We start from the raw sequence: 15,339 nt of genomic DNA on the forward strand, positions 1-15,339 counted from the left end.
GCCAGGATGGCCCCTGCGGCGACCTGCGGCGTTGTGGCCGGACGACAATTTCGGCGCTCCCGTTGTGGCGCGCGCACAACGGAAGGGGGCGTCTCAGGGCCGGTCGTCGTCGCCGGACGCGGCCAGCATGATGGTCATGGCCAGGCGCTGGCGGGGGTCGTCCAGGTCCAGCGGGGTGAGCTCGTTCATCTTGCGCAGCCGGTTGCGTACGGTGTTCGGATGCACGTCGAGGCGCTCGGCGGTCCAGGCGAGGTCGCCCTGGCTCTCCAGCCAGGCCCGCAGCGTGGCGACGAACCGCGTGCCGTGCAGCGTGTCGTGCCGGCGCAGGGTGCTCACCGGGCCGCGCGCCGGGGTCCGCCCGCCGCGCGCGGCGGCGCGCAGCCGCAGCAGCAGGATCTCGTCCCAGGACTCGTCGTAGGCGGGCGGCACGGAACCCAGGCCGGCACCCGGGCCGGAGCCCAGCCCGGCACCCAGCCCACCGCCCGCCCCCGCGCCCTCGTGCAGCGCCAGGCACTCGTCGGCCTCCTGGCGGCCCGCGGGCAGGTCCGTGACCTCGGCGGGCGCACCGATCCCGGCCGCGACGCGGACCGGCGCGGGCAACTCCGCCTGCAGGTCCCTGACCCACTGCCGGGCCGTCTCTGCCTCCTCGCCGGGCAGGAGCGTGTAGAGCGTGTCGCCGAGCAGCGCGCTGCGGCCCGGCCTGGACCAGCCGAAACCGGTCGTGGCCTGCTCGAAGGCGAGCAGCAGCGCGGCGTGACGGTCGTCGGGGGTGAACGCGCGCACGGCGACCACCCGCATGGCGCGCGGCGCCAGGCCGAGCCTGCTGGCCGACGTCGCCGCGTCGGCGCCGCCCTCCAGCAGCCGGCCGACCAGGTCGGACTCCACCTGCCGCTCCAGGTCGGCGCTGGCGCGCGAGCGCAGCAGGTGCAGCGCCACCACGCGCGCGCCGTCGGCGAGGGCGCGCAGCCGCTCGCCGGTCAGCGGGGCCGCGCAGCTCACCCACACCGAGCCGAGCAGCTCGCGCCCGGCCCGCACGGCGACCGCCATGCGCCCGGTCAGGCCCTGCTCGTCGTCGGCCGCGACGAACACCGGCTCGTCCGTCGCCGCCAGCCGGGCGAACACCCCGCGCCGCTGCAACCGCTCGCGCAGCCGCTCCGGCACGCGCCGGCCGAGTATGGTCGCCAGCCGGGCGGGGTCGCCCGCCTGCTGGCTGCGGGAGTAGGCGAGGACCCGCGAGTGCCGGTCCTCGATGGTGACCGCCCCGCCGATGACGTCGGCGAGGCTGTCGGCGAGGGCGAACAGGTCCGTCGGGCCCCGCCCCGAGGCGGTCTCCCTGCTCTCCAGGACCAGCCCGTACACCACGCCGGCGAGCTGGCTCCACGACACGGCGGGGTCGGCCAGCAGGACCGCCACGCCGTGCCGGTCCCCGAGCGCGGCGGCGTCCTGCTCGGCGCCGCCGCCCTCGGGAGGACGTACGAGGACCGCCGTGGCCTGCGCCGCCGCCGCCCACCGCACCGCCTCCGCGGGCGAGGACGCGCCGACGGCCAGCAGCAGGTCGCCGGTGACGTGCCGGTCCGTGGCGTCCGGCATGGCGACGCTGCGCAGCACGGCCGAACGGGCCTCGGGGCGGCCGCAGAGCCGGACCCCGTACCCGCCGAGCACGTTGACCAGGCGGTCCAGCGTGATCATGATCACCTCCGATGGGTGGAAGGGGCCGCGCTCCCGAAGGTCACGCGGCCTCGTGCCTGCGCTGGCAGTCGATGCAGGTGCGGGCCAGCGGGCGGACCTTGAGCCGCTCGAACGGGATGCCCCGCTCGCAGTGGGCGCAGCGGCCGTAGGTGCCGTCCGCGAGCCGGTCGTAGGCCTGCGACAGCTCGGCGACGGCCCGCTCGGCGGCGGTGATGGAGGCGAGCAGCTCCTGCCAGGTGCCGTCGGCGCCGCTGCCGTCGCGCTCCTGCTCGCGCAGCGCGTCGAGCTGCCGGCTGCGCTGTTCGAGCTGCTCCTGCAGGTCCTCGCGGAGCGACTGGAGCTGCACGGTGCTGAGGTGGGCCCCCGGGAGCACGTTCTCGATCATGGTGGGTCCTTTCTTCGATGACGTGTTCGTCGTTGGAGATCAGTGGGCGGCGGAGGCGAGGCCCGCCGCCAGGTCCGGCTGCAGGCACAGCCGCATCAGGCCGCGGACGGTGGCGTACTGCGGCTGCGCGGCCACCTCGACCGGCAGCCGCAACGTGCCGCGCAGGCGGCGCAGCAGCAGGTCCTCGCGCGCGCCGCCGCCGGTGACCAGCAGGCCGCGGGCGCGTACGGCCGGCAGCCTGCGCACCAGGCCCGCCGTCATGTCGACGACGCCCTCCAGCGCGTACGCCGCCAGCCCCAGCCCGGTCGTGGCGCTGAGCTGCAGGGCGGCCGCGTCCACGACGACGCCCTCGCTGATGGCCACGACCTCGACGATGCCCGCCCCGACGTCCAGCACCAGGCACGGCCGTGGGTCGAGCACGTCCAGGCCGGCGCCGACGGCGGCCGCCAGCGGCTCCTCCACCAGCGTCACCTCGCAGCCGGCGGCCTCGGACACCGCGACCCGCACCGCCCGGCGGTCGCTCGGCGACGCCGCGAGCGGCACCCCGGCCAGCACCCGCGCCGGCGGCCGGCCGTCGTAGAGCCGGGTGTCCTGCACCACCAGGCGGACCAGCCGCAGGCACGCGCCGGGATCGGCCACCATGCCGTGCCGGAGCGGCCGTACCACGTCCGGCGAGCCGGAACCGGACGGCCGCCCCATGACCGCCGACGCCCGGTCGGCGATGGCGTGCCCGCCCACGGCCAGTGACCGGGTGCGCGCGGTGCCGAGATCGAGCGCCAGGAAACGCCGCACCGCGCTCATTCCGGCGGGCGCTGAACTGACAACAGGCATGACGATGATCCGCTCCTGGGCGAAGTCGGTGGAGAACGGCGGTCCGGCACAGGGGCCGGCCGCCCTGGGGACGGACGGTCGGAGAACGCCTCACAGGCACGCGCGACGGCACCCGCCGCCTTCACCGGGTGGGCACAGGCACGGGGACGGACGCGACGGGCGGATGTGTGGACGCGCGGTCAGGCTCCGCGGCGTACGTGGCCGTGGAGCCCGTCGGGGAAGACGTCGGCTAGACGGCCGGCGGGCTGCGCGAGCCCGCGGTGCGGTGCGCGAGCTGCTGCGGATCGCGGAAGGCGTCCGCGTCGGAGCCCGGCGACGGCGACAGCGCCAGATGGGCGAGCGTGTCCTGGCTCGCGCCGCGCAGCGGCGGCCACAGCGACAGCACGTGGTGCTCGCACACGTTGTTGCCCTGCGGGGGCAGGCCCTCGGGGTCGGCGTCGAGGCCGCCCACGCTCCACACGGGAGCGGCGGCCGCCTGCGCGGCGGACGAGCCGCCCGCCCAGCCGAGGACGCCCGAGGGCAGCAGCGACAGGGCGACCAAGGACAGCACGACCAGGGCCATCACGCCGGTCGGCGCGATGGACCCTCGCGATGCTCTCCACGGTCCCCTCACAGGCCCGACCATAGCCCACGCCACAGGAAAATGACATTTCCCGTCCCGGCGGCTTGCGGGTAGCGTGGCCCGCAATACCCACGCATTACCCCTTACCCACTCATTACCCTTACCCCTTCATGCCCGGACAGGAGGAGACGTGCGCAGCAGACTGTCCGCCGTCCTGCTCCTGTTGTCGGCCTTCCTCCTCGGCCCCGGGCCCGGCATCCACCCGCCCGCGTCCGCGGCGACCGCCGTGGCCTCCGCCGGGTGGTGGTGGGGCAGCCCCGCCGCCCATGACAACCAGGACCTGGTGCTGCTCGGGCCGCACCAGGCCCGGGGCGTGCCCGCCCTGCTGCGCCCGCACCCGCTGCGCGGCGCGGCGGCCGTGCTGCCGCTGTGGCTGGCCGTGCTGCCCACCGGCGGGCAGCCCGGCCCGCGGGCGCTGCCCATGGCCGGCCCCGCCGACGCGCCCGCCCCGGAGCCACGGCCGGCCGGTCGCCTCGCTCCGGCACGGGCGCCGCCCTCCACGACGCGCTGACGTCCTTTTTCCCTTTTTTCGACAGCCCGTGGAGGCTTTCATGTCACGCGCGCCCGTTTGGCGCGCGGTGGCGGCGCTCGTTCTCGTCGTCACCGCATCACTACTCACGGTGATGAACTCGCCACGCCTCGGCCTCGACCTGCGCGGCGGCACCCAGCTCGTCTTCGAGACCCAGGACTCGCCCACGGTCAAGGCCGACGGCGAGTCCACCGACCGCGCCCTCGACGTGCTGCGCCGGCGTGCCGACGCGCTCGGCGTGGTCGACCCGACCCTGCTGCGCTCCGGCGAGCGGCGCATCATCGTCGAACTGCCCGGCGTGCTCGACCCGCGCCAGGCCGCCGCCGTCATCGGCAAGACCGCCCAGCTCGCCTTCCACTCCGTGTCCGGTGAGGCCGGCGAGCCCGCCCCGCACACCGGCGAGTCCGGACCGGCCCTGCCCGACGAGTCGGGGCAGCGTCTGCGGCTCGGCCCCGCCGTGATCACCGGCGACGGCGTCACCGACGCCGAAGCCCGCAACGACCCGCAGCAGGGACCGGCCTGGTCCGTGAACGTCGACTTCCGCGACGCCGACGCCTGGCAGAAGCTGACCGGCGACGCCGCCTGCCACGCCCCCGGCGACCCCCGGCGACGCGTCGCCATCGTCCTGGACAACGAGATCATCTCCTCGCCGCAGGTGGACACCGGCCTCGCCTGCCGGGTCGGCATCCCGGGCGGGAGCACCCAGATCACCGGCTCCTTCACCTTCCAGGAGGCCACCGACCTGGCCGTGCTGATCAAGGGCGGCTCCCTGCCCGTCCCGCTCACCCTGATCGAGCAGCGGACCGTCGGCCCCACCCTCGGCGCCGAGGCCATCGAGGCCAGCGCCAAGGCGGGCATCGCCGGCGTGCTGCTCACCGCGCTGTTCATCGCCGTCATGTACCGGCTGTCGGGGCTGATGGCGACGATCGCGCTGGCCGCCTACGGGCTGCTGTCCTACGCCGCCCTGCTCGCCCTGGGGGCGACGCTCACGCTGCCGGGACTGGCCGGGTTCGTCCTGGCGATCGGCATGGCGGTCGACGCCAACGTGCTCGTCTTCGAACGGGCCCGCGAGGAGTACGCCCGCGCGCCGCGCCGGGGCCTGCGGCACGCCCTCGACCGGGGCTTCAAGGGCGCATGGAGCGCCATCGCCGACTCCAACATCACCACGCTGCTGGCCGCCGGGCTGCTGTTCTGGCTGGCCTCCGGACCGGTGCGCGGCTTCGGCGTCACGCTGGCCGTCGGCGTCCTCGCCTCGCTCGCCTCGGCCATGCTCATCACCCGCGTCCTGACCCACCTGCTCGTCGCCCGGTCCGGGCCGCGGCTGGCCCGGCTGTCCGGGCTGACCACGCAGGGCCGGGTCAGGACGTGGATCACGCGCCGCAACCCGTACCTCATGGGGGCCGGGCGGCGCTGGCTGGCGGGGGCCGCGCTCCTGGTCGCCGCCGCCGTGGCCGGGCTCGTCGCGCACGGGCTCAACTTCGGCATCGAGTTCACCGGCGGCCGGATGGTCGAGTTCACCACCACCCAGGCGGTGGACGCCGACGCGGCGCGGCAGGCCGTGGCCGGGGCCGGGCACCCGGGAGCGAGCGTCACCGTCTCCGACGACGCCGTGTCGATCCGGGCCGGCCAGGTCAGCGCGGACGACGTCGTCGCGATCGAGCAGGCGCTGGAGTCCCGCTTCGGCGAGGTGACCAAGCAACGCGACGAGCTCATCGGCCCCAGCCTGGGCGAGGAGCTGCGCCGCAACGCGTTCATCGCGCTCGCCGTGGCGCTCGCGGCCCAGCTCGTGTACCTGGCCTTCAGGTTCCGCTGGACGTTCGGCGCCGCCGCGGTGCTGGCCCTCGTCGTGGACACCCTCGCCGTGCTCGGCCTGTTCGCCTGGCTCGGCAAGCCCATCGACGGGGTCTTCCTGGCGGCCATGCTGACCATCATCGGATACTCGATCAACGACAAGGTGGTGGTCTTCGACCGGGTCCGCGAGCTGTGGCAGGGCAAGCGGCAGGGCCGCTTCGCCGGCATCGTCAACACGGCGATCCTGCAGACCGTGCCGCGGACCGTCAACACCGGGCTCGGCGCGCTGTTCATCCTCGCCGCGCTGGCCTTCTTCGGCGGCGACACGCTGCGGGACTTCGCCATCGCGCTCATCGTGGGCATCGTGGTCGGCACGGCGTCGTCGTCCCTGGTGGCCGGGCCGCTCGCGATCGAGTTCGAGCGCTTCAGCAAGCAGCCCCCGCCCCAGCCGCCCGCGCCGCGCACCCGCCGGCGCGAGGGCACGGGCGCCGTCCTGTAACAGCCACGCAGCACGAAGCCGCGCCGTCCGTGACGGCGCGGCTTCCCCTTACAGGGGAGTGGCTACCAGCCCTCCACGACCCGGATGATCGTCCTGCCGTGGACGCGCCGACCGGGCGCGAAGGCGTCGGGCGCCTCCTCCAGAGGGCGTACGGCTCCGACGACCGGGCTGAGCCGCCCGTCCCGGACCCGCCGGGCCAGGTCCGCGAGCCGCGCCCGGTCGGGTTCGACGACGAAGAAGATCGCCCGGCCGTCCTCCGGCCGGACCGTGGGCGGGCGGGCGATCGTGACGAGCGTGCCGCCGGGACGGACCAGCGCGGCCGAGCGGTCCAGCACGTCGCCGCCGATCACGTCGAACACCACGTCGGCAGGACCGGCCTCCTCCAGGGAGCCGCCGTCCAGATCGACGAAGGCGTGCGCCCCGAGCTTGCGGACGAGATCACCGTCGCCGGCCCTGCCGGTGCCGACCACCCGCGCGCCCGCCTCGCGCGCGAGCTGCACCGCGAGGCAGCCGACCGCGCCCGCGGCGCCGTGGACGACGACTGTCTGGCCCGCGGCCAGGCGCGCGTGCTCGAACAACCCCTGCCACGCGGTCAGCCCCGACACCGGCAGCGCGGCGGCCACGGTGTGCTCGACGTCCGCCGGCAGCGGCGCGAGATTGCGGGCCTCCACGGCGACGTACTCCGCCAGCGACCCGTTGCGCGCCCAGTCGGTCAGCCCGAACACGCGCTGGCCGACCGTCAGCCCCGTCGTGCCGTAACCCAGCTCGGCCACGACGCCGGACACGTCGTGCCCCGGCACGCTCGGCGTGCGGTCGCGGCCCGCCCGGTCCTGCCATGTCGCCGGCCAGTCGAGCTCGCCGCGGGTGAAGCCGGCGGCGTGCACGCGTACGATGACGTCGTTCTCGGCGGCGTGCGGGAAGGGCTCCTCCGTGAGGCGGAGCCCCGCAGGACCGGCCGATCGATCTCGTACGGTGACGGCCCGCATGGGTCCTCCTCCTCCGGGCGGCGCGGTTGGACTCTCCCCCCGTGGGAGACCCCAAGCTACCGCTGAGCGCCAAGGAGAGACATGACCATCTTGCAGGACATCGAAGCCCGTGGCACGCACCACTGCGAGACGACGACGCTCGGGGTGTTGCTGCGGCACGAAGGGCTCGACCTGAGCGAGCCGATGCTGTTCGGGCTCGGCTCCGGCCTATCCTTCCTCTACTGGGACGGCAAGGGGATGCCGTTCCCGTTCCTAGCGGGGCGGGTGAAACCCTTCGAACTCACCAGAAACCTGGCCGCCAGGCTGGGGCTGGCGCTGGAGGTCAAGGAGACGGCCTCGCCGCGCAAGGCGTGGGAGAACGCGGCGGCCGTCGTCGACGCGGGCCGGCCGGTCGGCCTCCAGCTCGACTCCTACCACCTGGACTACTTCCGGACGAAGGTGCACTTCGGCGGCCACGTCGTCGCCATGTACGGCTACGACGAGCACGACGCCTTCCTGGTGGACACCGGGCAGCAGGGGGGCGCGGTGCGTACCGGCAGGGAGAGCCTGGCGCGGGCGCGGGCCGAACGCGGCCCGATGACCGCGAGGAACCGCTCCTTCACCCTCGCCCTGCCCGCGCGTCCCCCGCGCTGGCAGGACCAGATCCTCCCCGCCGTCAGGCAGTGCGCGGACGCCTTCCTCGCCGCCCCCATCGCGAACCTGGGCCACCGCGGCATCGCCAAGACGGCCGAGCGGGTGCCCGGCTGGCTGCGGCGCGCCGCCGACCCGCGACAGGACCTTCCGCGCGCCGCCCTGCTCATGGAGGGGGCCGGCACCGGCGGGGCGCTGTTCCGCGCCCTCTACCGCGACTTCCTGGGCGAGTGCGTCCTGCTGACCGGCGACGCCCGCCTCCGCACCGGGCACGACCTGTACGCCTCCGCTGCGGGCCTGTGGACGGACGTGGCCGCGCTGATCACCAAGGCGGGGGAGAGCGGCGACACCGGCCCGCTGGACCAGGCCGCCGCGCTCCTGCGCGACCTCGCCCGCATCGAACACGACGCCATGACGGCACTGTCACAGGCCGGCCGCTGAGGCCGTGGCCCGCCCGTGCGTCCCAGCAGCAGTACCGGCGGCGCCACCAGCACCGGCGGCCTGCCGAAGGCGGACATGACGCGCGGTACCGTCGCTTCCGGCCTTCCCGGCGCACGCGACGCCCTGGCCGGCCGGGGCGGCGCCGCCGCGGCCTGAGGGTGCTGCGGCTGTGTGAGCAGGGCCGGGTCGCGCAGGGTCGTGCCCGGGTTCCCGCGACTTCGGACATGTCTGTGACCTGCGCGGCAAGCCGGACCGAGGCCATCCAAGCGGATCAGGCGATCCACAAGGGCGATGCGCCACTCTCACCCCAACAGTCCCAGAAGGGCGGGACACGCTCGTCCTCCTCCTGGAGAACCGGCCGGTCGTGGCCCACCTGGCCCCAGGGATGCGCGCACCGTCCTCGTCCCATGCCGCGCCCGGCGCGTGGCAGCAGCTTCGGAGAGTCTTCCTTGACCTGGTCGCTCAGCCGTGCTCGCGCAAGTCGGATAACGCTTACCGCGATCATCGCGTTGCTCGGTCCCCTCGCCCTGCCCCCGTCCGCGGTCGCCGCGCCCGCGCCGTCACCGTCCCCCACGAGCGAGGCGGCGCACACCGCCTCCAAAGCCAGGATCATCGACCTCGGCCCCCTCAACAGCAACATGGGCGTCGTCACGGCGATGAACAACAAGGGCGAGGTCGCCGCGGCTCCCTGGGAGCCCACCAACGGGGGCGGCAGAGCCGCCCTGTACAGCGCCGGGTCCGTCGTCGACGTCCACGCGAGCCTCGGCGCCGACGTGCGCTCCAGCGTCGCCATGGACGTCAACGACGACGGCGCCGTGGTCGGCACCTTCGACGGCCGTCCGTCCTTCCTCTTCAAGGACGGCAAGGCCACCCGCATCGAACCGGGCCTGGCCAGGGCCATCAACAACAAGGGGCAGGTCGTCGGCCCCGACTGGATCCGCGACCCGGACGGCTCCGTACTGAGACTCTCGGCGTACAAAGACCAGAGGGTGGATGCCTCCTCGCTGAACGAGCGCGGGCAGGTTGCCGGCGGCATGGACACGAACACCGACAAGTACGACAAAAGGTACCGCGCCTTTCGCACCAGGCCCGGCGAGCCCATCGACGTCAGGCGGGACCGTTTGGAGTACAAGGACTCCACCGTGGCCTTCGACATCAACGACCGCGGTCAGGTCGCCGGCTACGGGACGGACGAGAACGGCGGTTACGTCCCCCTCATCTGGGACGAGAACGGCAGGGCTCAGCCGATGGACACACCCTTCGGCGGCATGGTGGATGCGCTCAACAACACCGGCACCGGCGTGGGAAGGATGTACGACAAGCAGGGCTGGCTCCATGCCGGCCTGTTCGAGAACAATGTCGGAATCTACCTGCACACCCTGGTGCCGGGCTGGACCCTGAAGAGGGCCACCGACATCAACGACCTCGGCCAGATCACCGGCGTCGGGATACCTCCGGGAGAGAGCCTCGACCACGCCTTCCTGCTCGACCTCGGGGACGCCGACCCCGTCATCCACTCGCTCACCTTCGCGACGCAGATCTACCCGTCCGAGGAGTGGGTCGAGGTGCCGGAGGCGGAGACGATCGACGGCAACCGGGTCCGCGTCTCCGTCTCGATCTTGAACCGCGGTGACCGCCCCGTGTCCACACGGCTTCGCCTGGTCGAGGAGGTGTCCGGAAAGACTCTGCCCGGCGGGGAGATCGACGAGATCCTCGATCCTCGAGAGTCCGTCACGGAAGAGGTGATCTGGGACACCGCGGGCTTCGCCTGGCACAAGGGCCAGGTGAATTCATCGCGAAGAGTGACCGCGACGCTCGTCGCCGGTGGCTTCGTTCACGACAGACGCACCGAACCCTACAAGGTCCGGCCCAAACCCGTGGCCCTGGTGCACGGCTACATGAGTGACGCGCAGAAGGCATGGGGCACCTATCCGGCGCTCATGAAGAAAGTGAGTCCCCTGCTGGAGGGGTACGCGGTCGGCGACGGGAGAATTCCCGGCGAACTTCACACCGGTAACGCGTCGAACCCCCTTGAACGCACCGGGACCCTCAGGGACAACGCCGTGCAGGAGGCGGTCTACATCGAGGCCCTGCGCAGGGGGACGGGCGCTTTCCACGTCGATGTCGTCGCCCACTCCATGGGCGGATTGATCACCCGGCAGTACATCCAGACCGAGATGCCCGACTCGCCGGACGGCAAGCCGGTGGTGAGCCGGATGATCCAGCTCGGCACCCCCAACAGGGGGTCGCCCTGTGCGGACAGGCTCATGGATCTGGCGTTGTGGAACTATCCCGTCCCCTTCATGCCGGCCACGCAGCAGGTGAGCGTGCCGTACGTGGACGAGATCTTCAATCGCAAGGTCAACGACCTCAAGGGGGTCACGGCCTCCAACCTCGTGGGTGTGGGCCGGCCCGTGCCCTGTTACCTCCCCTGGCAGGACGGCGAGGACGGCGACCGGTACGTCCCGGAGTCGAGCGCCCAGTTCACCTACACCGACATCCCCTACACCCAGACCGCTCACACGGAAATGACCGAATCGTGGCCGGACTTCCGCGACTACGTCGTCCCGCGGCTCTCGTCGACGCTGGTGAACACCGGCAATCCGGGTGGCGTGGAGTCGCTGCGCAAGGGCGTCGCCGCGCGGTCCGGGACGGAGGCCGGCGCCGGTGCGGCTTCGACGTTCGCCGCGCCCTCGGTCAGGGTGGAGGCGGGCACGACGGCGACCGTGCCGCTGGAGGTCCCGGCGGGCACGGGGTTCGGGGTCACCGGAGCGTTGCCGCCGACCGTCGGGCTGCTGCTGCGCGACCCGTCCGGGAAGCCGGCCGCGCGGTACGACGCCGGCAGCGAGGACGCCGAGCAGCCCGTCCAGGGGCTGAGCGTTTCCAGGCCGACGGCGGGCCAGTGGAAGCTGGAGATCACGAATACGGCCGCAGGGCCGGTCGAGGCGGCCCTGGTCGCCTGGGTCGCGGGGAACCCGGTGAAGGTGACGGTCGAGTCCCGGCAGTCGTCGGAAGACGGCCGCGCCCAGGTGAAGGCCGCCGTCACCGATGACGGGAAGCCGGTCGCCGGGGCCGACGTGCGGGCCGTCCTGATGGACGAGGACTCCGGCCGCCACGAGGTGATCCTGAAGGACGACGGAGGAAGCGATGACGGCGCGGCCGGCGACGGTGTCTACGGCGCCACGACCGACGCGCTCCCGGACGGCGGGTACAGCGTCGGCGTCCGCGCCGGCACGCCCGCCGGCATGCGCACCGCGCAGGACGCCGTCAAGATCCAGAAGGTCGACACGCGCGAGTTCGAGCTGGAGCTGTCGGCGCAGCCGGGTGGCTCGGTGACCGCGTCGCCGGCGCGGGATGCCTATCGCGCCGGGACTGTGGTGACGGTGACCGCCACCGCCGAGGCCGGACGCATCCCACTGGGATGGATCGTCGACGGCAGGGAGCGGCCCCCCGGGACGCTGACGATCACCATGGACCGCGCCCACACGGTGGTGGCCAAGTTCGGGTCGTACGCGGTGACTGAGCTGGGCGCGTTGCCCGGCTACAAGGCCGATCAGACCAAGGCGGTCGCGCTCAACGACCGTGGTCAGGTCGCCGCCACGGTGGAGAGCTATATCGGGCACGAGGACGACCGGGCCGTGCGCTGGGAGGCCGGTGTGTTCACCGACCTGGGCGGCCTGTCGTGTGAGGGTTCGGGCAAGGCCCGCTGCCCGTCGGGCGCCACGGGCATCAACGAGGCCGGCGACGTGTCCGGCTGGGCTCACAAGTGGGAGGACAACGGGTCCTGGCGGCATGCGGTGGTCTATCGCGGCGGTTCGGTCACGGACCTGCATCCGGGGCACGACTCGTCGCCCAACAGCGGAGCCGCGGACCTGAACGACAGTGGTCAGGTGTTCGGCTGGACGGACAGGTGGAACAGGAATGCCGACCATGTGATGTGGACCAACGGGACCGCCAAGCAACTGCCGGCGACGCCGCCGTACGGGGCGTATTCCGCCCTCCAGGGCGGGAGCGACCGCATCAACGGCAAGGGCGCCGTCGCGGGCGCGTACGTGACGGCACGGGACGGCCTCGGCATCCCCGTGAGGTGGCAACCTGCCCTCTTCCAGAACGGCGGGACCACGCCGCTCGAGCTTCCGGAGTGCGAGTACAAAAGCGGCAGCGCGCACGACGTGAACGCCACGGGCCAGGTGGTCGGCCAGGCGACTTGCAGCACGCGTGAGGGGAGCACCACGCACGCCTATGCCTGGAAGGACGGTCAGCGCACGGACCTCGGCGAAGGCATAGCCCTGGCCGTCAACGACCACGGTCTGGTGGCCGGCTTCACCGGTGCGCCGAAGACCGACATACCGACCCTTTGGCTGGACGGGCGGCGTTACAACCTGGAGGACCTGCTTCCCCTGCCGAAGTGTGCCCATCTGAACGACCCGTGCATGACCGTGACGTCGGTGTGGGACGTCAACTCCTCGGGCCAGATCCTGGCGCGGGGCGTCCTCAGCGGGGAGTCCGGCCGGGAGGAGCGGTCGTTCCTGCTGACTCCGTCCACCGCCCGTGCGGATCTGAAGGTGACCCACACGGTCTCGCCGGCCGAGCCCGGTCCGGGTGCGACCGTCACGTGGAGCAGCACGGTGACGAACAAGGGGCCCGACCCCGCGACCGACGTCCGGCTGGACGTGCTCGTCCCTCCGGCCGCGGGGACGGCGGCGTGCGAGACCTCACGGGGCCTGTGCACCGCTCTCAAGGGCGGCGGCGGATTCCGCGACACGGTCAAGGTCCTGGAGCCGGGCTGGAGCGCCACCGTCACGGTGACCGCCACGATCCCCTCCGGCACCGCCGAAGGCACCGCACTCGCGACGCGGGCCCGCGCCTCCAGCCTCGCGGTCACCGACCCCGAGCTCGGTGACAACCAGGCCGAGGCCACGGCCACGGTCCTGCACGCGCTGAACCGCTCCGGGATCAACTTCGCCGATCCCGTCCGGGTGGGCGCGACCAGCGCCTACCCGGTGGAGGTGACGTTGACCAACCGCGGCGGCGAGTCCATGCCCGTCACGGCCGTCGCCACCGAGGGCCCCTTCCGGCAGGCCAACGACTGCCCGGTGCGGCTTGAGCCGGCGCACAAGTGCACGATAGGGGTGACGTTCGCTCCGACCCACGTGGGAGCGGCGAGCGGGAAACTCACCATCACCACCGACGGCGGCCAGCCGTCCTATGTGGTGACCCTGTCCGGCCAGGGCATCGCGGCCAACAACGCCCCCGTCGTCGAGACCCCGGACACCACGACCCCGCTGCGGGGTGAGGTGGGCAAGCCGTTCACCCTGAGCGTGCCGTTCACCGACGCCGACACCACCGACACCCATACCGCGGTGGTGGAGTGGGGCGACGGATCCGTCGTCAAGGCCCAGGTGACCCCGAAGGCCGGTGGTGGTGGCGGCACCGTCACCGCGACCAGGACCTTCGACGAACCGTTCGTGGGCATCGCGATGATCGGAGTCGTCGACAGCAAGGGCGACAGAACCGACAGCGGCGGCATCGACTACGTCATCGACGACGAACCGGCCGCCAACACCGCGCCGGTGGTGACCGCGGGCGGAGACGTGAAGCTGACGGTGAACGAGAAGCTGCACCGGACGGTGTCCTTCTCCGACCCCGATTCCACCTCCTGGACGGCGACGGTGGACTACGGCGACGGCGCGGTGCCGGTGACTCCGGCCGGGCAGGAGATCACCCTGGAGCACCAGTGGGCCACGGCCGGGACCTACTCGGTCACCGTGACGGTCCGCGACAATGGCGGCCTGCAGACCTCGGCGAGCTTCACCGCCACGGTCGTCCCCGCGCAGACGCCCAACCAGGCCCCTCAGGTGAAGCTGTCCGGGCCCGGCACGATCACGGAGGGGGCAGCGTGGACCGGTGAGGCGACCGTCACCGACCCGGACTCGGCCGCCTGGAGCGCGAGCGTCGACCACGGCGACGGCACCGGACCCCAGGCGCTGCCCGTGGACGGCGAGCAGCTCGGGCTGAAGCACGTGTTCGCCGACGACGGCGAGCGCACGGTCACGGTGACGGTCACCGACGACAAGGGCGCCACCGGCACCGCGCAGCTGAAGGTCAAGGCCGCCAACGCCGCCCCCGAGGTGAAACTGGAGGAACCGGCCGCCGGCGCCGTCGTCGCGGTGGGCGCCCCGATCGCGCTGAAGGCGTCCTTCACCGACCAGGGCACCGCCGACACCCACACGGCCACGTGGACCGTCGACGGCCAGACGGTGGACGCGGCGGTGGCCGAGCACGAGGGCAAGGGCACGGTCACCCGTACGCACACCTTCACCAAGGCCGGGCGTCACCCGATCGCGGTGACGGTCACCGACGACGACGGCGCCACCACCACGGTGGACACCGCCGGGGGTGACAAGGCGTACGTGATCGTGTACGACCCGGCCGGCTCGCTGGTGGGCGCGGGGGTGGTGGCCTCGCCGGGCGGCTCCTGCAAGCTGAGTTCCGCCTGCGACAGGGCGGGCGCGGCGGCGTTCGCCGTCGCCGCCGGTTACCCGCGCAAGACGACCACGCCCGCCGGCGAGCTGAGCTACCAGGCTCCGGGGTTCCATCTCCGCGACACCGCCTTCACGGTCCTCGCGGCCGGGGGCGGCAAGGCGATCGTGCGCGGCAGTGGGAGAGTCAACGGCACCACGGACGTCACGTTCGAGATCACAGCCGTCGACTCCGGCAAGCCGTTCGACCGCACCGACCAGCTCAGGCTGAGGGCGTGGCGCAAGAACGGCGAGCTGGTCTACGACAACCAGCGCACCGGCCCGCCGCCGACCGTGACCGGCATCATCCGGATCAGCGGCCGGAACTGACAGCCCCGCCCCATCGCCGCTCTCGCAGACCACGAAGACCCCGCCGGGCGAACCCGCCGGGGTCTTCGTGATGTGGTGAGGGTCG

General features: G+C 73.0%; 9 protein-coding genes. 4 read left to right on the forward strand and 5 right to left on the reverse strand.

The window, feature by feature from the left end; all coding sequences use genetic code 11:
* Positions 1 to 93: 93 nt before the first annotated feature.
* The 4 genes from ACBR40_RS26345 to ACBR40_RS26360 form a co-directional block, all read right to left on the reverse strand.
* On the reverse strand, positions 94 to 1,689 hold the full coding sequence (locus ACBR40_RS26345; protein ID WP_371250467.1) for a PucR family transcriptional regulator: 1,596 nt from the start codon (positions 1,687 to 1,689) through the stop codon (positions 94 to 96).
* Positions 1,690 to 1,729: 40 nt separating this feature from the next.
* The gene (locus ACBR40_RS26350; protein ID WP_344219506.1) at positions 1,730 to 2,074 is read right to left on the reverse strand and encodes a TraR/DksA C4-type zinc finger protein; all 345 of its coding nucleotides are present in this window, start codon (positions 2,072 to 2,074) and stop codon (positions 1,730 to 1,732) included.
* Positions 2,075 to 2,113: 39 nt separating this feature from the next.
* Complete coding sequence (locus ACBR40_RS26355; protein ID WP_344219504.1) at positions 2,114 to 2,866, reverse strand: rod shape-determining protein; 753 nt, start codon at positions 2,864 to 2,866, stop codon at positions 2,114 to 2,116.
* A 268-nt stretch (positions 2,867 to 3,134) separates the two neighbouring features.
* Positions 3,135 to 3,518: a hypothetical protein gene (locus ACBR40_RS26360; RefSeq protein ID WP_344219502.1), complete on the reverse strand. Its 384-nt coding sequence runs from the start codon at positions 3,516 to 3,518 to the stop codon at positions 3,135 to 3,137.
* Positions 3,519 to 3,657: 139 nt separating this feature from the next.
* On the opposite strand from ACBR40_RS26360, the gene ACBR40_RS26365 reads away from it, so the two are divergent.
* Both ACBR40_RS26365 and secD read left to right on the forward strand, forming a co-directional pair.
* On the forward strand, positions 3,658 to 4,038 hold the full coding sequence (locus ACBR40_RS26365; RefSeq protein WP_371250468.1) for a hypothetical protein: 381 nt from the start codon (positions 3,658 to 3,660) through the stop codon (positions 4,036 to 4,038).
* A 40-nt stretch (positions 4,039 to 4,078) separates the two neighbouring features.
* Entirely contained in the window at positions 4,079 to 6,346 is a 2,268-nt protein-coding gene (gene secD / locus ACBR40_RS26370; protein WP_371250469.1) for a protein translocase subunit SecD, read from the forward strand.
* A gap of 62 nt (positions 6,347 to 6,408) precedes the next feature.
* On the opposite strand, the gene ACBR40_RS26375 is transcribed toward secD, so the two are convergent.
* Positions 6,409 to 7,332, reverse strand: a complete 924-nt coding sequence (locus ACBR40_RS26375) for an NADP-dependent oxidoreductase (protein WP_371250470.1) — start codon at positions 7,330 to 7,332, stop codon at positions 6,409 to 6,411.
* A gap of 81 nt (positions 7,333 to 7,413) precedes the next feature.
* On the opposite strand from ACBR40_RS26375, the gene ACBR40_RS26380 reads away from it, so the two are divergent.
* Together ACBR40_RS26380 and ACBR40_RS26385 are read left to right on the forward strand one after the other, a co-directional pair.
* Positions 7,414 to 8,403, forward strand: a complete 990-nt coding sequence (locus ACBR40_RS26380) for a BtrH N-terminal domain-containing protein (RefSeq protein ID WP_371250471.1) — start codon at positions 7,414 to 7,416, stop codon at positions 8,401 to 8,403.
* A 509-nt stretch (positions 8,404 to 8,912) separates the two neighbouring features.
* Positions 8,913 to 15,254, forward strand: coding sequence for a PKD domain-containing protein (locus tag ACBR40_RS26385; protein WP_371250472.1), 6,342 nt, complete (start codon positions 8,913 to 8,915; stop codon positions 15,252 to 15,254).
* Positions 15,255 to 15,339: the final 85 nt, after the last annotated feature.

The organism is Nonomuraea sp. AD125B (assembly GCF_041402765.1).
Lineage (GTDB): Bacteria > Actinomycetota > Actinomycetes > Streptosporangiales > Streptosporangiaceae > Nonomuraea > Nonomuraea bangladeshensis.